Here is a 22,257-nt window from a genome sequence, read left to right as displayed (position 1 = left end):
CGCGGCATCTGGCAGGCCGCGGGCGGCGCTTACTGCGGGCCCATCTTGTCCATCAGCGCGGCGAGTTTTTCGTACTCGTCGGCGGTGAGGTCGGTAAGCGGAGTACGCACCGGGCCGGCGTCGTAACCGGCGATCCTGGCACCGGCCTTGACGATGCTCACGGCGTAGCCGGCCTTGCGGTTGCGGATGTCCAGGTACGGCAGGAAGAAGTCGTCGATCAGCTTGGCCACGGTGGCGTGGTCGTCACGGGCGATGGCGTTGTAGAAGTCCATGGCGGTCTTCGGCACGAAGTTGAACACGGCGGAGGAGTACACCGGCACGCCCAGGGCCTTGTAGGCAGCAGCATACACCTCGGCGGTCGGCAGGCCACCCAGGTAGCTGAAGCGGTCGCCCAGGCGGCGACGGATCGACACCATCAACTCGATGTCACCCAGGCCGTCCTTGTAGCCGATCAGGTTCGGGCAACGCTCGGCCAGTTTTTCCAGCAGGTCGGCGTTCAGGCGGCAGACGTTGCGGTTGTAGACGACTACGCCGATGTTTACCGATTTGCACACTGCTTCGACGTGGGCGGCGACACCTTCCTGGCTGGCTTCGGTCAGGTAGTGCGGCAGCAGCAGCAGGCCCTTGGCACCCAGGCGCTCGGCTTCTTGCGCGTATTCGATGGCCTGGCGGGTGGAGCCACCGACGCCGGCGAGGATAGGTACCGACTTGGCGCAGGTGTCGACGGCGGTCTTGATTACCTGGCTGTATTCGCTGGCAGCCAGGGAGAAGAACTCACCGGTGCCGCCGGCGGCGAACAGGGCGCTGGCGCCGTACGGGGCCAGCCATTCCAGGCGCTTGACGTAGCCAGCCGGGTTGAAGTCGCCCTGGGCATTGAAGTCGGTGACCGGGAAAGACAGCAGGCCGTGGGAGAGGATGGATTTGAGTTCTTGTGGAGTCATTGTTGTTGGCATCCTGTGGCGCTTGGGTGAAGGGTGTTGTTTTGCGTTGGAGGTAAGTTATCGTACAACTTGTACGATGACTAGTCCCTTTGGGAGATTTTTTTGTGGAGGGGCGGAAGGAATGTTATTGCCTGTGCCGGCACGCCCGCTCCTACAAGCGCACCGCGGTCCCTGTGGGAGCGGGCATGCCCGCGAAGAGGCCGGCACAGGCGACAACAATGGATGCACGAGACAACGATGGCAGGCTAACCGCGATCAGTCATCGTATCTCTTGTGGGTAGGAAAAAAGATCGCGGAGACAGGCACAAGCCCGCCGCCCGTTTCCACGGGAAGTGTTCTGGGACCAGCAGAGGGTGACCGGGGAAAACGGGGGCGGCCTTGCGCCGCCCCGCGATCAAAGCAGAGGAAACTGGGGTCAGGCAGCTTGCTGGCGCTTGATCTGCGCCTTGCGTACCTGGGCCCGGCAAGCGTCGCCGAAAGCCTGGAAGATCTTGATCGAATCCGGGTTCTTCGCCGCTTGCCACTCCGGGTGCCACTGCACGGCGAACAGGAACGGCGAGATGCTCGGGGCATGGATCGCCTCGACCAGGCCGTCTTCGGCGTGGGCGATGGCCTCGATGCCGGCGCCGAGCTTGTGCAGGCCTTGGCCATGCAGCGAGTTGACGCGAATCTCGTCGGTACCCAGGGTGTCACGCAGCCAGCTGTCCGGCTTGATCTTCACGCCGTGCACCTGGGCGTATTGCACCTCGACCGGGTCTTCCGGGTTTTCCCGGTGGTCGTTGAAGCCAGGCTCGGCGTACACCTTCTGGTAGATGTCGCCACCCAGGGCCACGTTGATTTCCTGCATGCCACGGCAGATGCCGAAGATCGGCAGGCCACGCTTGATCGCGGCCTTGACCAGCGGGATGTCGAACAGGTCGCGGTTCTGGTCCTGGCCTTTGCCGGGGGTCTCGTTTTCCTGGCCGTACAGGGCCGGGTCGATGTTGCTGCCGGCGCCGGTCAGGTACACGCCGTCGGCCATGTCCAGATAGGTCTCGAGGTCTTCGATGCCGCAGCAGGTGGGCACCAGCACCGGGACGCAATCGGAAAACTCGACCAGCGGGGTGATGTATTTGTGGGTCATGACCTGGTAGTCATGGCCTTTGCGCTCTTGGCTGCCCATGGTCATCAGGACGACGGGTTTGCGCAGGGAGGGTTGCTTGTTGCCAATGTTGCTGTTGGACATATGTCACCTTGGGACAGGTTCGGCCTGTCGTTGTTGTGCAGGTGCACGGCGCGGGGCCATGGGTGCAACCTGTAGCCCCGAGCACTGCCGGCTCGTCGGAGGCGACGATTCCGGTCGGGGCTTGTAGATAGCTTGCCAGAGCCGTTCGATATGTCAAACGACGGAGCAGGGCTTGATGGCCGGGAATGTACCGGTTTTTGGGGGCTGAAACCGATGCGGGCCTGTGGTGGCGTGGGTTTGGCGGGGGTTAAGGTCAATAATATTTAACGATGCAGTTGGGTCTTTGCAGCGGTGCAATGAAGGTGTCGCCTGTTCCGGCCTCTTCGCGGGCATGCCCGCTCCCACAGGTTGATCACCGGTCCCGAAGGCCGAGGTGATCCTGTGGGAGCGGGCGAGCCCGCGAAAAGGCCGGAACAGGTGTCAGTGCAGTATCTGCGCCAGGAACCCCTTGGCCCGCTCGGTACGCGGCTGGTTGAAGAACACCTGCGGCGGGCTGTCTTCGATGATCTGCCCACCCTCGAGGAACAGCACCCGCTCGGCCACCTGGCGGGCAAAGCCCATTTCATGGGTGACGCAAAGCATGGTCATGCCGGTGCCAGCCAGCTGCACCAGCACATCCAGCACCTCGGCGACCATCTCCGGGTCCAGCGCCGAGGTGGGCTCGTCGAACAGCATGATCCGCGGCTTCATGCACAGCGCCCGGGCAATCGCCACGCGCTGCTGCTGGCCGCCGGACAGCTGGCTGGGGTACTTGTGCGCCTGGCTTTCAATACCGACCTTGCTCAGGTACATGCGCGCCCGCTCCTCGGCGTCCTTGCGCGACAACCCGCGCACGCTGGTGGGGGCCAGCAGGCAGTTGTCGAGCACGCTCATGTGCGGGAACAGGTTGAAGTGCTGGAACACCATGCCGATGTCGCTGCGCACCTGCGCCGCTTCGCGGGTGGTGGATGCCAGGTCGATGCCATCCACCTTGATGCTGCCCTGCTGGGCCACTTCCAGGCGGTTGATGCAGCGGATCAGGGTCGACTTGCCCGAGCCGGACGGCCCGCACAGCACGATGCGTTCGCCTTCGCGCACCTGCAGGTCGATGTCGCGCAGCACGTGGAACGCGCCGTAGTGCTTGTTCAAGCCTTCGATGCGGATCAGCACCGGGCGTGGGTCGGGTTCGGGGGCAAGGGTGGCAAGGCTCAGTGGTGCGGTCATCTTGTTGTTCTCCCGCAGGGGTTCAGTCGAAACGAGTCGCGCTGTAGGGCGCGGGGTCGGTGAAGGGGCGTTCGCCGGTGACCAGTTCGGCCACCAGCCGGCCGCTGACCGGGCCCAGGGTGAGGCCGTGGTGGGCGTGGCCGAAGTTGAACCACAGCCCCGGGTGGCGCGGCGCCGGGCCGATCACCGGGCGCATGTCGGGCAGGCACGGGCGGCGGCCCAGCCAGGGGGTGTCGTCCAGGCGCTCGCCCAGGGCCGGGAACAGCTTGCGCGCCAGGGCTTCGCAGCGGCCCAGCTGGATCTGGTTGCCCGGCGCGCTGCTGGCGTCGAACTCGATGCCGGTGGTCAGGCGCACGCCGCGGGCCATTGGCGCCAGCACGTAGCCGCCCTGGGTGTCGCAGATGGAATGCTCCAGTTGCGCGCCGTCACGGGTGCTGTAGTGCATGTGGTAGCCACGCTTGATCGCCAGCGGGATCTGGTAGCCCAGGCCGCTGAACAGGTCAGCCGACTGCGGGCCGAGGCAGGCCACCACCTCGTTGGCGGTGATCGGGCCGCGGCGGCTGTCTACCCGCCATTGGCCGTCGACCTGGCGCAGGCTGCGCGCATCGCCATGCAGGAACTGCCCGCCGCGCTGCGTGAACAGGGTGGCGTAGCCGCGGGTGAGGGCGCCGGGGTTGTTCACGGTCTTGGGGTCGAGCCAGTGAATGCCGCCGACCACGCTGGCGTCCAGCTGGTGCTCGCGGGCCTGCAACTGCCCGCATTCGAGGATTTCGAACTGCAGGCCATAACGGCTCAGGCCCTTGGCGTCGGCCTTGGCCTGCTCGAACAGCGCCGGGTCACGGAACACTTCGATCCAGCCTTTGGCCTGCACCAGCCCTTCCAGGCCGGCGGCAGCAATGAATGCGTCGTGCTCTTCGACGCAGCGCTGCACCAGCGGCAGCATGTCGGCGGCGGCCCCGGCCAGGCGCCCGGGGGCCGACTGGCGCCAGTAGCGCCACAGCCAGGGGGCGGCCTTGGGCAGGTGCAGCAGGCTGTAGCGCACATCGGGCTGGCGGTTCAGGCCGTAGCGCAGCAGCGCGCCCAGTTGCCGCGGGAAGGCATAGGGGATCACGCTGGAGCGCTCGATCAGCCCGGCGTTGCCGTGGCTGGTGCCGCTGCCCGGTTCGTCGCGGTCGATCAGGATCACCTGGCGCCCGCGGGCCTGCAGGTGCAGCGCGGTGCTGACGCCGACGATGCCGGCGCCGAGGACAAGGGTCTGGCAATGCATGGAACGTATCCTTCGGTCAGTTCAGGTGGCGGCCCAGGCGGGCTTCCAGGTGTTTCAGCAGGTGCCGCACCAGTTCGACGATCAGCAGGTAGAGCACGGCGGCCCACAGGTAGATCTGGAAGTCGAAACTGCGCGAGAAGGCCAGTTTGGTCACGCCCATCAGGTCGTAGATGGTCACCAGCGAGGCGATCGCGCTGGCCTTGATCATCAGGATCAGTTCGTTGCCCAGCGGGCCGATGGCCACCAGCAGCGACTGCGGCAGGATCACCTTGAAGAAGGTGGTCGAGCGCTTCAGGTTCAGCGCCCGCGCCGCCTCATGCTGGCCGGGGGCGACGGCCATCAGGCTGCCGCGGAAGATCTCGGCCTGGTAGGCGGCGGTGTTCAGAGTGAACGCCAGCAGGGTGCAGAACCACGCCTCGCGGAAGAACCACCACAGGCCGACGTCCTGCCAGAAGCCCTTGAGCGAGCCCAGGCCGTAATACAGCAGGAACAGCTGGGCCAGCAGCGGCGAGCCGCGGAAGAAGTACACGTAGCCGGCGGCCATGCGCTGCAGCAGCAGGCTGCGCGACATGCGCGCCAAGGCCAGCAACAGGCCGAGCACGGCACCCAGGCTGAAGGAAATCGCCACCAGCTTGGCCGTTACCAGCAGGCCATCGAGGAAGCGCGGGCCGTAGCGGTCCAGCAGGTCGGGGTCGAGGACCAGCGCCAGCAGTTGTTCGAAGCTCATGCGCGTGCTCCTTGCAGGTGGCGGTTGCTGCGCCGTTCGATGAAGGCGAACACACGCCCGGAAATGACGGCGAAGAGCAGGTAGCCCAGGCAGGCCACGCCATAGAAGAACATCGGCTCCTTGGTCACGCTGACGGCCAGGTTGGTCTGGCGCATCAGGTCGACCAGCGAGATGGTGGAGACCAGCGAGGTGTCCTTGAGCAGCGACAGCCAGTTGTTGGACAGGCCGGGCAGGGCGATGCGGGTCAGTTGTGGCAGCAGTACCTTGAAGAAGCCGGTGCGCTTGCTCAGGCCCAGCGCCGAGCAGGCTTCCAGTTGGCCCTTGGGCAGGGTCTTGAAGGCTGCCAGCCAGATCTCGCTGGAGAACGCGGCAAACACCAGGCTGAAGGCGATCATCGCGGCGAGGAAGGTATTGATCAGGAACTCACCCTGGTAGCCCATGGCTGCGAGGATCTTCTGTGCGGCGATCTGGCAGCCGTAATAGATGATCAGCAGCGTCAGCAGTTCGGGCAGGCCACGGAACACGGTGGAGAAGGTGGTGGCCCAGGCGCGCGGCAAGCGCTTGCGCGAGCGTGCTGCAAGGGCGACGACCAGGCCCAGCGGCAGGCCGATGGGCAGGCAGGCCAGGGCCAGGGAAACGGTGACCAGCGCGCCGGCCAGCAGCGCCTGGCCCCAGCCTCCACTGGCGAAGGACAGCAAGGACAATTGATCGAGCATGACGAACACCTTGTGTTGACCTTACCGGCCTCATCGCCGGCAAGCCAGCTCCCACAGGTACACCGCTGTTCTTCAGGTCAGTGAGTTACCTGTGGGAGCTGGCTTGCCGGCGATGAGGCCCGGTCAGGCAATGAGGCCTTGAAGGTCAGTTGTAGATATCGAAAGCGAAGTACTTGCTGGCGATCTTCTGGTAGGTACCGTTGGCGACGATCTGCTGCAGCGCGGTGTTCAGGCGCTGGCGCAGGGCTTCGTCGTCCTTGCGCACGGCAATGGCGGCATCGGCCTTGGTGTTGGCCACGTCGCCGAGGATCTTGCAGCAGTCCCCGCCGTTCTTGGTCATCCACTCGTTCAGTGGGAATTTGTCGGCAATCACACCATCCAGGCGGCCGGCGGCCAGGTCGGCGTTGGCTTCGTCCATGGTCGGGTACAGTTTCACGTCGGCACCGGCCTTGGCGTAGACGTCTTCGGCGTAGATGGCCTGGGTAGAGGACGACTGGGCGCCAACGGTGTAGCCGTCGAAGGTGGTCTGGGCGTCGCTGATCTTGCTGTCCTTGGCCACGGCGACGGTCAGCGGGGTGCGGTAGTAGTGGTCGGTGAAGGCGATCTTCTTGCGCCGCTCTTCGGTGTTGATCATCGACGCGACCACTGCGTCGTACTTGCGTGCCATCAGCGCCGGGATGATGCCTTCCCAGTCCTGGGCCACCAGCGTGCACTCGACTTTCATCTGCTCGCACAGGGCGTGGGTGATGTCGACGTCGAAGCCGTGCAACTGGTTATTGGCGTCGACATAGTTGAAGGGCGGGTAGGCGCCCTCGGTGGCGAAGCGCAGGGTTTCGGCACTGGCGGCACCCGACAGCAGCAGGGCGCACGCACCCACCAAGGCCATGGTCTTGTTCATCTCGCACCTCATTGCACTCTTGCTATTGTTGTTTTCCCGTCGACCACGAGGTGTAGCCGACGAATTCGTTATGTAGAGCGGCAGTTGCTTCCAAGCGTTTTTCAACATCCGGTCCGAGCTTCTTGCAGACCTCGTTGACCATCAGGTGCACCCACGACAGCATGGTCGAGGTGGACTCCCAGAACAGGTTGAACTCGGTGGGGATGCGGAACACCTCGTCGGCGTTGGCATCGGCCCAGTCACAGAAGGGGTCGGTCACCAAGGTGACCGCAATGCCAGCCTCGCGTGCCTTCTGGCACAACAGCAGGGCATGGCGGGAATAACGGCGGGCTTCGAACACCACCAGGGCGCTGTCTTCGGCGCGGCCCAGCAATACTTCGCCAAAGTGCCCGGCACTGATATCCACCAGCTGCACGCCATCGCGCAGGTACTGCAGCAGGTGGCTCATGCACATGGCAATGCCGCGCTCGGTCTGGAAGCCGGCGATGAACACCCGCTGCTTGCTTGCCAGGCGCTGGGCGACGCTGTGCCAGGCGCTGCTCTGGCGATACTCGTGCACGCGCACCAGGGCGGCGATTTCCAGCTCCAGGCTGCCGGCGTTGTCGCTGGCGTCCTGGTTCTGGCGGTAATCTTGCAGGCGGTCGCCCACCAGCCACGGGCCATCGCCCAGGTCGTTCTGCAGGTCTTGCTTCAACGCCTTGAGATGGGCATAACCCAATGAGCGGCAGAAACGGCCAACGCTGGATTCGCTGACGCCCAGCTTGACGGCAATGCTGGCCGAGGTCTGGAACGGCAGTTCATGCAGGTTGGCGAGCATGTAGCTGGCGATCTTGCGGCCCGAAGCAGCGGCCCCTTCGAGGCTGTTTTCCAGGCGTTGCTTGATCGGTTGGCTCATGCTGCGGCTCCAGGGGTAAGGCTTGCGAAAGAAAATGGCTGTTTTCTGTCATCAAGTCAACATTTGACAGATAGCTGTCACATGCAGGAAAGTTTTTGTCGTTGCAACGCTGTAGCCATTCCAATTCCAACAAGGAGCTTCAGATGTCCGCACCTTCCACCAGCACCGTCGTGCGTGTGCCTTTTACCGAGCTGCAGGTCCTGTTGCAGAGCATCTTCCAGCGCCATGGCTGCAGCGAAAGCGTGGCCCGGGTGCTGGCCCACAACTGCGCCAGCGCCCAGCGCGATGGTGCCCATAGCCATGGGGTGTTCCGCATGCCTGGCTATGTTTCGACATTGGCCAGTGGCTGGGTCGACGGCCAGGCCACGCCGAAGGTCAGCGATGTGGCGCCCGGTTATGTTCGCGTCGATGCCGCAGGCGGCTTCGCCCAGCCGGCGCTGGCGGCGGCCCGTGAACTTCTGGTGGCGAAGGCGCGCAATGCTGGTATCGCCGTGCTGGCGATCCACAACTCGCACCACTTCGCCGCGCTGTGGCCGGATGTGGAGCCATTCGCCGACGAAGGCCTGGTAGCCCTGAGCGTGGTCAACAGCATGACCTGCGTGGTGCCGCACGGCGCCCGCAAGCCGCTGTTCGGCACCAACCCCATCGCCTTTGCCGCACCTTGCGCCGAACATGACCCGATCGTCTTCGACATGGCCACCAGCGCCATGGCCCATGGCGACGTGCAGATTGCCGCGCGCGCTGGTCAGCAATTGCCGCAGGGCATGGGGGTGGATGCCAATGGTGAGCCGACCACCGACCCCAAGGCGATTCTGGAAGGCGGCGCCTTGCTGCCATTTGGCGGGCACAAGGGCTCGGCCTTGTCGATGATGGTCGAGTTGCTGGCGGCGGCGCTGACCGGCGGGCATTTTTCCTGGGAGTTCGACTGGTCGGGGCACCCGGGGGCGAAGACGCCGTGGACCGGGCAGCTGATCATTGTCATCGACCCGAACAAGGCCGAGGGCGAGCGGTTTGCCCAGCGCAGCCGCGAACTGGTCGAGCAGATGCAGGCCGTAGGGCTGACGCGCATGCCGGGCGAGCGGCGTTACCGCGAGCGCGAGGTGGCCGAGGAGGAGGGGGTGGCGGTGACCGAGCAGGAGTTGCAAGGCCTGAAAGAGCTGCTTGGCTGACCCGGCCTCTTCGCGGGCGCGCCCGCTCCCACAGTGGTATCACCGCCCTTGAGACCTGTGCAGTACCTGTGGGAGCGGGCATGCCCGCGAAGAATCCAGCGCCAATCCTCAGCCATGCAATGTTGCATAGACAACCTTGCACAATAGTTGATGTTCCTGAGCCCGCACTCCGGGTATGCTCAGGGCTGCCTTTTCGAACTGTCCTGATCCAAGGAGCTGCACGCTGTGTTCAAACATGTCGATGCCTATGCCGGCGACCCGATCCTCTCGTTGATGGAAACCTTCAAGGCCGACCCGCGCGCCGACAAGGTCAACCTGAGTATCGGCCTGTACTACGATGAGGCCGGCGTGGTGCCGCAACTGGCGGCTGTGGATGCGGTGGAAAAACGCATCGCCGGCCAGGGCCACGAAGCCTCGCTGTACCTGCCGATGGAAGGCCTGGCCAGCTACCGCCAGGCGATCCAGGCACTGCTGTTCGGTGCCGATCACCCAGCCGTGACCGGCGGGCGCGTGGCCACCGTGCAGACCGTGGGTGGTTCCGGCGCCCTCAAGGTCGGTGCCGACTTCCTCAAGCGCTACTTCCCGCAGTCCGAAGTCTGGGTCAGCAACCCGACCTGGGACAACCACCGCGCCATCTTCGAAGGCGCCGGCTTCAAGGTGCACACCTACCCGTACTTCGACCAGGCCACCCGCGGCGTGGACTTCGACGGCATGCTGGCCACCCTGCAGACCCTGCCGGCCAACAGCGTGGTGCTGCTGCACCCGTGCTGCCACAACCCCACCGGCGCCGACCTGGAACAGCACCAGTGGCAACAGGTGGTTGAAGTGGTCAAGGCACGCCAGCTGATCCCGTTCCTCGACATCGCCTACCAGGGCTTCGCCGAAGGCCTGGTGGAAGACGCCTACGCCATCCGTGAAATGGCCCGCGCCGGCGTGCCGTGCCTGGTCAGCAACTCGTTCTCGAAGATCTTCTCGCTGTACGGCGAGCGTGTCGGCGGCCTGTCGGTGGTCTGCGACGATGACGCCACTGCCCAGAGCGTGCTCGGCCAGCTCAAGGCTACCGTGCGCCGCAACTACTCCAGCCCGCCCAACTTCGGCGCCCAGCTGGTTGCTGGCGTGCTCGGCGATGCCGCCCTCAATGCCCAGTGGGCCGAGGAAGTCGAAGTGATGCGCAAACGTATCCTCGACATGCGCCAGGCGCTGGTCGATGCCCTGGCAGTGCTGCTGCCAGGCCAGGACTTCCAGTTCTTCCTGCGCCAGCGTGGCATGTTCAGCTACACCGGCTTCAGCGTCGAGCAGGTGCGCCGCCTGCGTGACGAGTTCGGCGTGTACCTGATCGACAGCGGCCGCGTATGCATGTCCGGCCTGCGCCCGGCCAACCTGCAACGGGTTGCCGAAGCCTTCGCCGCCGTCCAGAAGTAACACCGCACAAGGCCGCTTTGCGGCCCTTTCGCCGGCAAGCCGGCTCCCACAGAGATAGCGCAAGGCTCAAGCACTGCGCGGTCGGTGTGGGAGCCGGCTTGCCGGCGATCAGGCTGCATGCAGCCTCTGGTTGCAATCCGCTTGTAAAGACAAGTGCAACCGCTCCTCGGAAAAGGGCTTCGCAAGTGCAACCTTTCCGTGCACAATCGCGCTCCCTTTTTCGGTTGAGTTGGGCGAAACGTCTATTTCGCCATTCTCAGCCTGTTGCAGTCTTGCGAGTGGAGCTTCACCCGGAATGAATGAGCAGGCCCCAAGCGTTGAACAACGCTTTGCAGAATCGACCCCCGCCACCCTCGGCAGCTGGTCGCGTCACGACACCACCTGGATGCTGGGCCTGTTCGGCACAGCGATCGGCGCCGGAACCCTGTTCCTGCCGATCAACGCCGGCCTTGGCGGCTTCTGGCCGTTGCTGATCCTGGCCATACTGGCCTTCCCGATGACCTATTTCGCTCACCGCGGGCTGACCCGTTTCGTCCTTTCCGGGCGCAATGACGGCGATATCACCGAAGTGGTCAAGGAACACTTCGGTATTACCGCCGGCGCCTCGATCACCGTGCTGTACTTCTTCGCGATCTTCCCGATCCTGCTTATCTATAGCGTGGCGCTGACCAACACCGTGTCCAGCTTCATGGAGCACCAGCTGCACATGCAGCCGCCGCCACGGGCCATCCTGTCGTTCGTGCTGATCCTCGGCCTGCTGGCCATCGTGCGCTGCGGGGAGCAGGCCACGGTCAAGGTCATGAGCCTGCTGGTCTACCCGTTCATCGTCGCCCTGGCATTGCTGGGCCTGTACCTGGTGCCGCACTGGACCGGTGGCATTCTCGACAGCGCCACCCAGGTGCCACCGGCCTCGGCCTTCCTGCACACCCTGTGGCTGGCAATTCCGGTGATGGTGTTCTCGTTCAACCACTCGCCGATCATCTCCGCCTTTGCCGTCGACCAGAAGCGCCGCTACGGCGAGCATGCCGATGAGCGTAGCGGCCAGATCCTGCGCCGTGCCCACCTGCTGATGGTGGTGATGGTGCTGTTCTTCGTGTTCAGCTGCGTGCTCACCCTGAGCAGCGCCCAGCTGGCCGAGGCCAAGGCGCAGAACCTGTCGATCCTGTCGTACCTGGCCAACCACTTCAGCAACCCGACCATCGCGTTCGCTGCACCGCTGATCGCCTTCGTGGCCATCGCCAAGTCGTTCCTCGGCCACTACATCGGCGCCAGCGAAGGCCTGAAGGGCATCATCACCAAGGCCGGTGCTCGCCCGAGCGCCAAGGTCCTGGACCGCGTGGTCGCCGCGCTGATGCTGGTGGTGTGCTGGATCGTCGCCACCCTCAACCCAAGCATCCTCGGCATGATCGAGTCGCTCGGTGGCCCGATCCTCGCGGTGCTGCTGTTCCTGATGCCGATGTACGCCATTCGCCGCGTGCCATCCATGCGCAAGTACAGCGGTGCTGCCTCCAACGTGTTCGTGGTGGTAGTCGGCCTGGTTGCGCTGACCTCGGTGGTATACGGCCTGCTGGGCTGATGCGCCATCTGCAACAGTAATGCCCGGGTCGCTTGTTGCCACCCGGGCATTTTTTTGTCCACAAGAATTGTCCGGCAACAGAACAATTTCACCTGCCCCCATAGGCACCCGGCCGCCTTCATGCTTAACTCAGTGTCCTTTTCAAACCCCGCATAAGGATTTCGTCATGGCTCAAGTGACTCTCAAAGGCAACCCGGTTCAGGTCAACGGCGAACTGCCGAAAACCGGCGCCCAGGCTCCGGCTTTCTCCCTGGTAGGTGAAGGCCTGGCTGACAAGTCGCTGAAAGACTACGCCGGCAAGCGCAAGGTGCTGAACATCTTCCCGAGCGTCGACACCCCGACCTGCGCTACCTCCGTGCGCAAGTTCAACGCCCAGGCCAACGATGTGGCCAACACCGTGGTGCTGTGCATCTCCGCTGACCTGCCGTTCGCCCAGGCACGCTTCTGCGGCGCCGAAGGCCTGGACAACGTGAAGAACCTGTCGACCCTGCGTGGCCGCGAGTTCCTCGAAAACTACGGCGTGGCCATTGCCGATGGCCCGCTGGCCGGCCTGGCTGCCCGTGCCGTGGTGGTGCTGGACGAAAACGACAAGGTGCTGCACAGCGAGCTGGTTGGCGAAATTGCTGATGAGCCGAACTACGATGCAGCGCTGGCTGTGCTGAAGTAAGGGTTGTGTGGGGCAGGGCGGGCGTCTATCGCCTGTACCGGCCCCTTCGCGGGCTTGCCCGCTCCCACAGGGATGTCACAGCCTTTGAAACCTGTGCTGTACCTGTGGGAGCGGGCAAGCCCGCGAAGGGGCCGGTACAGGCAACCGAAACCTTTCAGCCCGCCACCGCTCCAAGCAACACCCTGTAAACGGCCCGGAACGCGTTCCGGGCCGTTTTCATTTAAAGTTCAACCCCTTGGCAACGTCAGGCAAAGGTAAGCCTCTGGTAAAGGCGCTTTGCTAAAACGATGCCAGTGCTTATCGTTCATCCTCCCCAAGTCGTCATTCCGAACAAGGTTCGTTCAACCCATGCAAGCGTCCAATCCCCGTTCCCCTCGTCGCTGGCTCGTAGGCCTGCTGATCCTGCTGCTGGTGGCTGCACTGGCCTGGTGGCTGTGGCCCGCAGCGGCGCCTGCGCCTAAAGAAGCCGGTGGCGGGCGCGGTGGCAAGGGCATGGGCATGATGGGCGGTCGCCCGGGCTTCGGCGGCTCCAGCGACCCGGTGCCGGTGCGCGTCGAGCCGGTGCGGGTGGGTGACTTCCCGCTGTACTACAAGGCCCTGGGCACCGTCACCGCGACCAACACCGTCAACGTGCGCAGCCGCGTGGCTGGCGAGCTGGTCAAGATCCACTTCAAGGAAGGCCAGCAGGTCAAGGCCGGCGACCTGCTCGCCGAGATCGACCCGCGCTCGTACCGCATCGCCCTGCAACAGGCCGAAGGCACCCTGGCGCAGAACCAGGCGCAACTGAAGAACGCCCAGGTCGACCTGGCCCGCTATAAAGGCCTGTACGCCGAGGACAGCATCGCCAAGCAAACCCTCGACACCGCCGAAGCGCAGGTGGCGCAGTTCCAGGGGCTGGTGAAGACCAACCAGGCGCAGGTCAACGACGCCCGCCTGAACCTCGACTTCACCCAGATCCGCGCGCCGATCAACGGCCGCGTGGGCCTGCGCCAGCTCGACCTGGGCAACCTGGTGGCCGCCAACGACACCACCGCGCTGGTGGTGATCACCCAGACCGAGCCGATCAGCGTTGCCTTCACCCTGCCGGAAACCGAGTTGAGCACCGTGCTGGAACGCTACCGCAGCGGCGCCAGCCTGCCGGTCGAGGCCTGGGACCGCAGTGACAGCAAGCTGCAGTCCACCGGCGTGCTGGGCAGCATCGACAACCAGATCGACACCACCACCGGCACCCTCAAGTTCAAGGGCCGCTTCGAGAACAAGGACCTGGCCCTGTTCCCCAACCAGTTCGTCAACGTGCGCCTGCTGGCCGACACCCTCAAGCAGGTGACCATGGCCCCGGCGGCGGCCATCCAGTTCGGCAATGACGGCTCCTTCGCCTACGTGGTCAATGACCAGAACACGGTCAATATCCGCAAGCTCAAGGTTGGCGCCAGCGACGGCGAGAACAGCGTCATTCTCGAGGGCCTCAAGGCCGGCGACCGCCTGGTGCTGGAAGGCACCGACCGCCTGCGCGAAGGCACCAAGGTGGAAGTGGTCGAAGACAGCTCGCAGGTGCCGACCACCCCGGGCCAGCACCTGCAAGGCCAGGAAGCCAAGGGTTCGGCAAGCACTGGTGATGTGCAGCCCGGTAAAGCACAGCCTGGTAGCGCAGCAGGCAAGGCGGGCGCATGAACCTCTCGCGTCTGTTCATCCTGCGGCCGGTTGCCACCACGCTGAGCATGCTGGCCATCGTCCTGGCCGGCCTGATCGCCTACAAGCTGCTGCCGGTTTCCGCCTTGCCGCAGGTGGATTACCCGACCATCCGGGTCATGACCCTGTACCCCGGTGCCAGCCCGCAGGTCATGACCAGCGCCGTTACCGCGCCGCTGGAACGCCAGTTCGGGCAGATGCCGGGCCTGGAGCAGATGGCTTCGACCAGCTCCGGCGGCGCCTCGGTGCTGACCCTGCGCTTCAACCTCGACATGAACATGGACGTTGCCGAGCAACAGGTGCAGGCCGCGATCAACGCCGCCAGCAACCTGCTGCCCAGCGACCTGCCGGCGCCGCCGGTGTACAACAAGGTCAACCCGGCCGACACCCCGGTGCTGACCCTGGCCATCTCCAGCAAGACCATGCCGCTGCCCAAGCTCAACGACCTGGTCGATACCCGCGTGGCCCAGAAGCTCGCGCAGATCAGCGGTGTGGGCATGGTCAGCATCGCCGGCGGTCAGCGTCAGGCGGTGCGGATCAAGGTCAACGTCGATGCCCTGGCCGCCAACGGCCTGAACCTGGAGGACGTACGCACCCTGATCGGCGCCTCCAACGTCAACCAGCCCAAGGGCAACTTCGATGGCCCGACCCGGGTGTCAATGCTCGATGCCAACGACCAGCTGCGCTCCCCTGAGGAATACGCCAACCTGATCCTGGCCTACAACAACGGTGCACCGCTGCGCCTGAAGGACGTCGCGGAAATCGTCGACGGCGCGGAGAACGAGCGCCTGGCTGCCTGGGCCAATGAAAACCATGCGGTGCTGCTGAACATCCAGCGCCAGCCGGGCGCCAACGTCATCGAAGTGGTCGACCGTATCAAGGAACTGCTGCCGTCGATCACCGACAACCTGCCGGCCGGCCTCGATGTTTCGGTGCTCACCGACCGCACCCAGACTATCCGCGCCGCGGTCAAGGATGTGCAGCACGAACTGCTGATCGCCATCGCCCTGGTGGTTATGGTCACGTTCGTGTTCCTGCGCCGTTTCAGTGCCACCCTCATTCCGTCGATCGCCGTGCCGTTGTCGCTGATCGGCACCTTCGGCGTGATGTACCTGGCCGGCTTCTCGGTCAACAACCTGACGCTGATGGCCCTGACCATCGCCACCGGTTTCGTGGTCGACGACGCCATCGTCATGCTGGAGAACATCTCCCGGCACATCGAGGAGGGCGAGACGCCCATGCAGGCTGCGCTCAAGGGCGCCCGGCAAATCGGCTTCACCCTGATCTCGCTGACCTTCTCGCTGATTGCGGTACTGATCCCGCTGCTTTTCATGGCCGATGTGGTCGGCCGCCTGTTCCGCGAGTTCGCCATTACCCTGGCGGTGGCCATCCTGATTTCCCTGGTGGTATCGCTGACCCTCACGCCGATGATGTGCGCGCGCCTGCTCAAGCGTGAGCCCAAGGAAGAGGAACAGGGCCGGTTCTACCGCGCCAGTGGCGCCTGGATCGACTGGCTGATCAGGCACTACGGCAGCGCCCTGCAGTGGGTACTCAAGCGCCAGCCGCTGACGCTGCTGGTGGCCGTGGCCAGCCTGGCGCTCACCGTATTCCTGTACATGGTGGTGCCCAAGGGCTTCTTCCCGGTGCAGGACACCGGGGTGATCCAGGGCATTTCCGAAGCGCCGCAGTCCACCTCGTTCGCCGCCATGAGCGAACGCCAGCAGGCCCTGAGCAAGGTGATCCTGCAGGACCCGGCGGTGCAGAGCCTGTCGTCCTACATCGGTGTCGATGGCGACAACGCCACGCTCAACAGCGGCCGCCTGCTGATCAACCTCAAGCCCCATGGCGAGCGTGATGTCACTGCCAGCGAGGTGATCAACCGCCTGCAGCCGCAAGTCGACCGGCTGGTGGGTATCCGCCTGTTCATGCAGCCGGTGCAGGACCTCAGCATCGAAGACCGGGTCAGCCGTACCCAGTACCAGTTCAGCCTGTCGTCGCCGGACGCCGACCTGCTGGCGCAGTGGAGCGGCAAGCTGGTGCAGGCGCTGCAGCAGCGCCCGGAACTGGCCGACGTGGCCAGCGACCTGCAGGACAAGGGCTTGCAGGTGTACCTGGTGATCGACCGCGACATGGCCAGCCGCCTGGGCATCAGCGTGTCGCAGATCACCAACGCCCTGTACGACGCCTTCGGCCAGCGCCAGATCTCGACCATCTACACCCAGGCCAGCCAGTACCGCGTGGTGTTGCAGTCGCAGGATGCGGCGGTGATCGGCCCGCAGGCGCTGGAGTCGATCCACGTCAAGGCCACCGATGGCGGCCAGGTGCGCCTGTCGGCGTTGGCGCGCATTGAGCAGCGCCAGGCCCAGCTGGCCATTTCCCACATCGGCCAGTTCCCGGCGGTGACCCTGTCGTTCAACCTGGCCCACGGCGCTTCGCTGGGCGAGGCGGTGCAGGTGATCGAGCAGGTGCAAAAGGACATCGGCATGCCGCTGGGCGTGCAAACCCGCTTCCAAGGTGCGGCGGAAGCCTTCCAGGCATCGCTGTCGAGCACCTTGCTGTTGATCCTGGCGGCGGTGGTGACCATGTACATCGTGCTGGGCGTGCTGTACGAGAGCTACATCCACCCGGTGACCATTCTATCGACCCTGCCGTCGGCGGCGGTCGGCGCCTTGCTGGCCTTGCTCATCAGCGGCAACGACCTGGGTATGATCGCCATCATCGGCATCATCCTGCTGATCGGCATCGTCAAGAAGAACGCGATCATGATGATCGACTTCGCCCTCGAGGCCGAGCGCCAGCAGGGCATGAGCCCGCGCGATGCCATCTACCAGGCGGCGCTGCTGCGCTTCCGGCCGATCCTGATGACCACCCTGGCCGCGCTGTTCGGCGCTGTGCCGCTGATGCTCGCCACCGGTTCCGGCGCCGAGCTGCGCCAGCCGCTGGGCCTGGTGATGGTCGGCGGGTTGCTGGTCAGTCAGGTGCTGACGTTGTTCACCACCCCGGTCATCTACCTGTACTTCGACCGCCTGGCCCGCCGCTGGCGCCCGGCCACTGACGTGAAGCAGGCCGAGGCATGAACCTGTCCGGTCCTTTCATCCGTCGCCCGGTGGCGACCATGCTGTTGAGCCTGGCGATCATGCTGCTGGGCGGGGTCAGCTTCGGCCTGCTGCCGGTGGCGCCGCTGCCACAGATGGACTTCCCGGTGATCGTGGTGTCGGCCAACCTGTCCGGCGCCAGCCCGGAAGTGATGGCCTCCACCGTGGCCACGCCGCTGGAGCGCAAGCTGGGCAGCATTGCCGGGGTGACCACCCTGACCAGCAGCTCCAACCAGGGCTCCACACGGGTGATCATCGGCTTCGAGATGGGCCGCGACATCGACGGTGCGGCGCGCGAGGTGCAGGCGGCGATCAACGCCACCCGCAACCTGCTGCCCAGCGGTATGCGCAGCATGCCCACCTACAAGAAGATCAACCCGTCGCAGGCACCGATCATGGTGCTGTCGCTGACCTCGGACGTGCTGCAGAAGGGCCAGCTGTACGACCTGGCCGACACCATCCTGTCGCAGAGCCTGGCCCAGGTGCCCGGGGTAGGGGAGGTGCAGATCGGCGGCAGTTCGTTGCCGGCAGTGCGCATTGCCGTGGAGCCGCAATTGCTCAACCAGTACGGCCTGTCGCTGGATGAAGTACGTACTGCCGTGTCCAACGCCAACCAGCGCCGGCCGATGGGCTTTGTCGAGGACGCCGAGCGCAACTGGCAGGTGCGCGCCAATGACCAGCTGGAAAGCGCCAAGGACTACGAGCCCGTGGTGATCCGCCAGCAGAACGGCACCATCCTGCGCCTGTCCGACGTGGCGACCATCACCGATGGTGTCGAGAACCGCTACAACAGCGGCTTCTTCAATGACCAGAGCGCGGTGCTGCTGGTGGTCAACCGCCAGACCGGCGCCAACATCATCGAAACGGTCGACCAGATCAAGGCGCAGCTGCCGGCCCTGCAGTCGCTGCTGCCGGCCAGCGTGCAACTGAACGTGGCCATGGACCGCTCGCCAGTGATCAAGGCAACCCTCAAGGAAGCCGAGCACACCCTGCTGATCGCCGTGGTGCTGGTGATCCTGGTGGTCTACCTGTTCCTCGGCAGCCTGCGGGCCTCGCTGATCCCCAGCCTGGCGGTGCCAGTGTCGCTGGTGGGCACCTTCGCGGTCATGTACCTGTGCGGGTTCTCGCTCAACAACCTGTCGCTGATGGCGCTTATTCTTGCCACCGGCCTGGTGGTGGACGACGCCATCGTGGTGCTGGAGAACATCTCCCGGCACATCGAGGACGGCCAGCCGCCGATGAAGGCGGCCTTCCTGGGTGCCAAGGAAGTGGGTTTCACCTTGCTGTCGATGAACGTGTCGCTGGTGGCGGTGTTCGTCTCCATCCTGTTCATGGGCGGCATCGTGCGCAACCTGTTCCAGGAGTTCTCCATCACCCTGGCGGCGGCGATCATCGTGTCGCTGGTGGTGTCGCTGACCCTCACGCCGATGCTGTGCGCCCGCTGGCTCAAGCCGCACCAGGCCGAGCCGAACCGCCTGCAGCCCTGGAGCGACCAGTTGCACCAGCGCATGGTCGATGCCTATGACCGAAGCCTGGGCTGGGCCTTGCGCCACAAGCGCCTGACGCTGATCAGCCTGCTGGCCACCATCGGCATCAACATCGCCCTGTACGTGGTGGTGCCCAAGACGCTGATGCCACAGCAGGATACCGGCCAGCTGATGGGCTTCATCCGTGGCGACGACGGCCTGTCGTTCAGCGTGATGCAACCGAAAATGGAGATCTATCGCCGCGCATTGCTGGCCGACCCGGCAGTGCAGAGCGTTGCCGGCTTCATCGGGGGCAACAGCGGGACCAACAATGCCTTTGTGCTGGTGCGCCTGAAACCGATCAGTGAGCGCAAGCTCGACGCCCAGAAGGTGATCGAACGCCTGCGCAAGGAAATGCCCAAGGTACCCGGCGGGCGCCTGTTCCTGATGGCCGACCAGGACCTGCAACTGGGCGGCGGGGGCCGCGACCAGACCTCCTCGCAGTACCTTTACTCCCTGCAGAGCGGGGATCTGGCGGCCCTGCGCGAGTGGTTCCCGAAAGTGGTGGCGGCGCTGCGCGCACTGCCACAACTGACAGCCATCGACGCCCGCGACGGTGCCGGCACCCAGCAGGTGACCCTGGTGGTCGACCGCGACCAGGCCAAGCGCCTGGGCATCGACATGGACATGGTCACCACGGTGCTGAACAACGCCTACAGCCAGCGCCAGATCTCCACCATCTACGACAGCCTCAACCAGTACCAGGTAGTGCTGGAGATCAACCCGAAGTACGCCTGGGACCCGAGCACCCTCGAGCAGGTGCAGGTGATAACCGCCGACGGTGCCCGCGTACCGCTGTCGACCATCGCCCACTATGAGAACAGCCTGGCCAACGACCGGGTCAGCCACGAAGGCCAGTTCGCCGCCGAAAGCATTGCGTTCGACGTCGCCGAAGGCTACAGCCCCGACCAGGCCATGGCGGCGCTGGAGCGTGCGGTGGCCAAGCTGGGCTTGCCTGAGGAAGTGATCGCCAAGCTTGGTGGTACCGCCGATGCCTTCGCCAAGACCCAGGAAGGCCAGCCGCTGATGATCCTTGGCGCGCTGGTGCTGGTCTACCTGGTGCTGGGCATCCTCTACGAAAGCTACATTCACCCGCTGACCATCCTCTCGACACTGCCCTCGGCCGGCGTCGGTGCCTTGCTGGCGCTGTACGTCACCGGCGGCGAGTTCAGCCTGATCTCGCTGCTGGGGCTGTTCCTGCTGATCGGCGTGGTGAAGAAGAACGCCATCCTGATGATCGACCTGGCCTTGCAGCTGGAGCGCCACCAGGGCCTGACACCGGAAGAGTCGATCCGCCGGGCCTGCCTGCTGCGCCTGCGGCCGATCCTGATGACGACCCTGGCGGCCATCCTCGGTGCCTTGCCGCTGCTGCTGAGCAGCGCCGAAGGCGCGGAAATGCGCCAGCCACTGGGCCTGACCATCATTGGCGGCCTGGTGTTCAGCCAGATCCTGACCCTTTACACGACACCGGTGGTCTACCTGTACCTGGACCGCCTGCGTCACCGTTTCAACCGTTGGCGTGGCGTGCGCACCGACGCCGCCCTGGAAACCCCGCTATGACTTTTGCCCAGACCCCACTTCACCGCGCCCTGCAGACGCTGACCCGTGGGCGTGGCTCGCGCCTGCTCGGCGCCGGGTTGTGCGTCGCCTTGCTCAGCGCCTGCACCCTGAGCCCGGACTACCACCGCCCGGAGCTGAGCAGCACGGCGCAGTTCAAGCATGCCGAAGGCTGGACCCAGGCCACGCCGTCCGATGCCATCGCCCGCGGCGCCTGGTGGGAAATCTACGGCGATGCCGGGCTCAATGCGTTGGTCGAAGAGCTCAACCGCAGCAACCAGACCGTGGCGCAATCGGAGGCCCAGTACCGCCAGGCCCAGGCGCTGGTGCGCAGCAGCCGGGCGGCACTGTTCCCCAGCCTGGACCTGAGCGTCAGCAAGAACCGCTCGGCCCAGGGCACCGGCAGCTCCAGCTCGAGCCTGTCCAACAACAGCAGCGGCATTCGCAACACCTACAACGCCCAGCTCGGCGTCAGCTGGGAAATCGACCTGTGGGGCAAGCTGCGCGAAACCCTCAATGCCAACGAAGCCAGTGCCGAAGCCAGCCTGGCCGACCTGGCCTCGATCCGCCTCAGCCAGCAGTCGGAACTGGTGCAGAACTACCTGCAGTTGCGGGTGATCGACGAGCAGAAGCGCCTGTTGGAAGCCACCGTGGCAGCTTATGAACGTTCCCTGCGGATGAACGAAAACCAGTACCGCGCCGGCGTCGCCGGCCCGGATGCGGTGGCCCAGGCGCGCACCCAGCTAAAGAGCACCCAGGCCGACCTGATCGACCTGATCTGGCAGCGCGCGCAGTTCGAGAACGCCATTGCCGTGTTGCTGGGCAAGGTCCCGGCGGACTTCGCCCTGGCCGACAGCAAGGCCATTCCGGCGCTGCCGCAAATTCCGGTGGCCTTGCCTTCGCAGTTGCTGGAGCGACGCCCGGACATCGCTGCGGCCGAGCGCAACGTGATGGCTGCCAACGCCAACATCGGCGTGTCGCGGGCGGCGTATTTCCCGGACCTGAGCCTGAGCATGAGTGGCGGTTACTCCAGCAGCAGCTTCAGCAACTGGATCGAACTGCCCAACCGCTACTGGTCGGTGGGCCCGCAGCTGGCGCTGACCTTGTTCGACGCCGGCAAGCGCAGTGCCGAGGTGGACCGCACGGTGGCGGTGTATGACCAGACCGTGGCGCAGTACCGCCAGACCGTGCTCGACGGCTTCAAGGAAGTGGAAAACCTGCTGGTGCAGTTGAAGGTGTATGGCGATGAGGCGGTGGTGCGCCAGGAGGCACTGGATGCCGCTCGCGAGTCGCTGCGCCTGACCGAGAACCAGTACCGCGCCGGGCTGATCGGCTACCTGGATGTGGTCAACGTGCAGACCACGGCGCTGAGCAACGAGCGCAGTGTGTTGAACCTGCTGCAGGGGCGGCTGGTGGCAAGCGTGCAGCTGGTTGCCGCGCTGGGTGGTGGTTGGGATGCGGAACAGGCGTTTGCCGAGCAGGATTGATTGGGCCTTTAGTACAGCGAATTGCTGTACCGGCCTCATCGCCGGCAAGCCGGCTCCCACAGGTACTGTGCAAGCCCTGAGGTCGATGCGGTCGAGGTGGGAGCCGGCTTGCCGGCGATGGGCTGCGCAGCAGCCCCATGCGGGCTTTGGATCCATTCCCATTCGCAAAAACCCCGTGCGTTTCGCCTAAGCTTGAG

16 protein-coding genes are annotated in these 22,257 nt (G+C 64.9%); 8 read left to right on the top strand and 8 right to left on the bottom strand.

Annotated elements, in window-relative coordinates:
• Window positions 1-29 precede the first annotated feature (29 nt).
• The 8 genes from kdgD to CAG34_RS17645 all read right to left on the bottom strand — a co-directional run bounded on the left by kdgD (window position 30) and on the right by CAG34_RS17645 (window position 7,872).
• A complete protein-coding gene (gene kdgD, locus CAG34_RS17680) occupies window positions 30-941 on the bottom strand; it encodes a 5-dehydro-4-deoxyglucarate dehydratase (protein WP_025338830.1) in 912 nt (303 codons plus the stop codon).
• Between the two features lie 415 nt (window positions 942-1,356).
• Window positions 1,357-2,166 carry a gamma-glutamyl-gamma-aminobutyrate hydrolase family protein gene (locus CAG34_RS17675; protein ID WP_085591542.1) on the bottom strand — a complete coding sequence of 270 codons (810 nt, stop codon included), beginning with the start codon at window positions 2,164-2,166 and terminating at the stop codon, window positions 1,357-1,359.
• A 420-nt stretch (window positions 2,167-2,586) separates the two neighbouring features.
• Window positions 2,587-3,369, bottom strand: coding sequence for an amino acid ABC transporter ATP-binding protein (locus CAG34_RS17670; protein ID WP_025338831.1), 783 nt, complete (start codon window positions 3,367-3,369; stop codon window positions 2,587-2,589).
• A gap of 22 nt (window positions 3,370-3,391) precedes the next feature.
• A complete protein-coding gene (locus CAG34_RS17665) occupies window positions 3,392-4,636 on the bottom strand; it encodes an FAD-binding oxidoreductase (RefSeq protein ID WP_085591540.1) in 1,245 nt (414 codons plus the stop codon).
• 16 nt (window positions 4,637-4,652) lie between these two features.
• Entirely contained in the window at window positions 4,653-5,363 is a 711-nt protein-coding gene (locus tag CAG34_RS17660; protein WP_085591538.1) for an ABC transporter permease, read from the bottom strand.
• On the bottom strand, window positions 5,360-6,079 hold the full coding sequence (locus CAG34_RS17655) for an ABC transporter permease (protein ID WP_085591536.1): 720 nt from the start codon (window positions 6,077-6,079) through the stop codon (window positions 5,360-5,362). The genes CAG34_RS17660 and CAG34_RS17655 overlap by 4 nt, the downstream gene beginning before the upstream one ends.
• A gap of 145 nt (window positions 6,080-6,224) precedes the next feature.
• Complete coding sequence (locus CAG34_RS17650) at window positions 6,225-6,977, bottom strand: transporter substrate-binding domain-containing protein (protein WP_085591534.1); 753 nt, start codon at window positions 6,975-6,977, stop codon at window positions 6,225-6,227.
• Window positions 6,978-6,999: 22 nt separating this feature from the next.
• Window positions 7,000-7,872 carry a MurR/RpiR family transcriptional regulator gene (locus CAG34_RS17645; RefSeq protein WP_085591531.1) on the bottom strand — a complete coding sequence of 291 codons (873 nt, stop codon included), beginning with the start codon at window positions 7,870-7,872 and terminating at the stop codon, window positions 7,000-7,002.
• A gap of 143 nt (window positions 7,873-8,015) precedes the next feature.
• Between CAG34_RS17645 and CAG34_RS17640 the strand changes: the two genes are divergently transcribed.
• The 8 genes from CAG34_RS17640 (at window position 8,016) to CAG34_RS17605 (ending at window position 22,060) form a co-directional block, all read left to right on the top strand.
• Entirely contained in the window at window positions 8,016-9,041 is a 1,026-nt protein-coding gene (locus CAG34_RS17640) for an Ldh family oxidoreductase (RefSeq protein ID WP_085591529.1), read from the top strand.
• Between the two features lie 225 nt (window positions 9,042-9,266).
• A complete protein-coding gene (locus CAG34_RS17635; protein WP_085591527.1) occupies window positions 9,267-10,463 on the top strand; it encodes an amino acid aminotransferase in 1,197 nt (398 codons plus the stop codon).
• A gap of 295 nt (window positions 10,464-10,758) precedes the next feature.
• Window positions 10,759-12,039 carry a serine/threonine transporter gene (locus CAG34_RS17630; RefSeq protein ID WP_085591525.1) on the top strand — a complete coding sequence of 427 codons (1,281 nt, stop codon included), beginning with the start codon at window positions 10,759-10,761 and terminating at the stop codon, window positions 12,037-12,039.
• A 166-nt stretch (window positions 12,040-12,205) separates the two neighbouring features.
• Window positions 12,206-12,706, top strand: a complete 501-nt coding sequence (tpx, locus tag CAG34_RS17625; protein WP_025338839.1) for a thiol peroxidase — start codon at window positions 12,206-12,208, stop codon at window positions 12,704-12,706.
• Window positions 12,707-13,054: 348 nt separating this feature from the next.
• Window positions 13,055-14,377: an MdtA/MuxA family multidrug efflux RND transporter periplasmic adaptor subunit gene (locus tag CAG34_RS17620; RefSeq protein ID WP_085591523.1), complete on the top strand. Its 1,323-nt coding sequence runs from the start codon at window positions 13,055-13,057 to the stop codon at window positions 14,375-14,377.
• Entirely contained in the window at window positions 14,374-17,472 is a 3,099-nt protein-coding gene (locus CAG34_RS17615; RefSeq protein WP_085591522.1) for an MdtB/MuxB family multidrug efflux RND transporter permease subunit, read from the top strand. The genes CAG34_RS17620 and CAG34_RS17615 overlap by 4 nt, the downstream gene beginning before the upstream one ends.
• Window positions 17,469-20,576: an efflux RND transporter permease subunit gene (locus CAG34_RS17610; protein ID WP_085591520.1), complete on the top strand. Its 3,108-nt coding sequence runs from the start codon at window positions 17,469-17,471 to the stop codon at window positions 20,574-20,576. The genes CAG34_RS17615 and CAG34_RS17610 overlap by 4 nt, the downstream gene beginning before the upstream one ends.
• Complete coding sequence (locus tag CAG34_RS17605) at window positions 20,573-22,060, top strand: efflux transporter outer membrane subunit (protein ID WP_085591518.1); 1,488 nt, start codon at window positions 20,573-20,575, stop codon at window positions 22,058-22,060. Before CAG34_RS17610 ends, CAG34_RS17605 begins: the two co-directional genes overlap by 4 nt.
• The last annotated feature ends 197 nt before the right edge of the window (window positions 22,061-22,257 follow it).

The organism is Pseudomonas sp. B14(2017), from assembly GCF_002113255.1.
In the GTDB taxonomy this organism is placed as follows: domain Bacteria; phylum Pseudomonadota; class Gammaproteobacteria; order Pseudomonadales; family Pseudomonadaceae; genus Aquipseudomonas; species Aquipseudomonas putida_Z.
This window is presented reverse-complemented; position numbering and strand designations above follow the sequence as displayed.